Origin of the sequence: Colwellia sp. BRX8-5 (genome assembly GCF_014077325.1) — a bacterium.
In the GTDB taxonomy this organism is placed as follows: Bacteria; Pseudomonadota; Gammaproteobacteria; order Enterobacterales; family Alteromonadaceae; genus Colwellia_A.
This window is the reverse complement of record NZ_JACGVR010000098.1, coordinates 1-418: the sequence shown is the minus strand read 5'-3', so window position 1 is coordinate 418 and position 418 is coordinate 1. Positions and strand designations below refer to the sequence as shown.

General features: G+C 37.8%; 1 protein-coding gene. It reads left to right on the top strand.

Annotated features, from left to right (window positions below):
- Nucleotides 1-38 precede the first annotated feature (38 nt).
- Nucleotides 39-329: a hypothetical protein gene (locus H4J62_RS20050; RefSeq protein ID WP_182218804.1), complete on the top strand. Its 291-nt coding sequence runs from the start codon at nucleotides 39-41 to the stop codon at nucleotides 327-329.
- The last annotated feature ends 89 nt before the right edge of the window (nucleotides 330-418 follow it).

Sequence of the window (418 nt, the reverse complement as noted above, 5' to 3'; positions counted from 1 at the left end):
GGCGTTAGGCTTACCAAAATCTTGGAGATAAATTTAAGGTGAGGAGATTAGTTTTAGCTGTTTGTGCAATATTCCTATTTCCTGTTATTGTCCGAGGAGCTATTAGTTTTTTCCACCCTAAAGGTGGCGAGTTAATGATTGTCGCTGAGAAAGTATTTGGTTCAAATACAATAGATTGGTTAGCCGAATTTGTTACTTTTCCAGTCTACGATTTTCTAGTACGTTCGTTTTGGTTTAATAGTGTAATATTTTGGCTAGTATGGCTCTTGTGTATTTTTGTTGCTATTAGGTTTACTGTCCCAAATAGTGGTGCTCAAGGTAAAGCCTAACAAGGCGTTCAAACGGACAAAAAACAGTTGGCTGTTTCACTCCGTTCACAATTTTAGCCAACAATTTTTTGCCGCTTAACGTGGCGTTA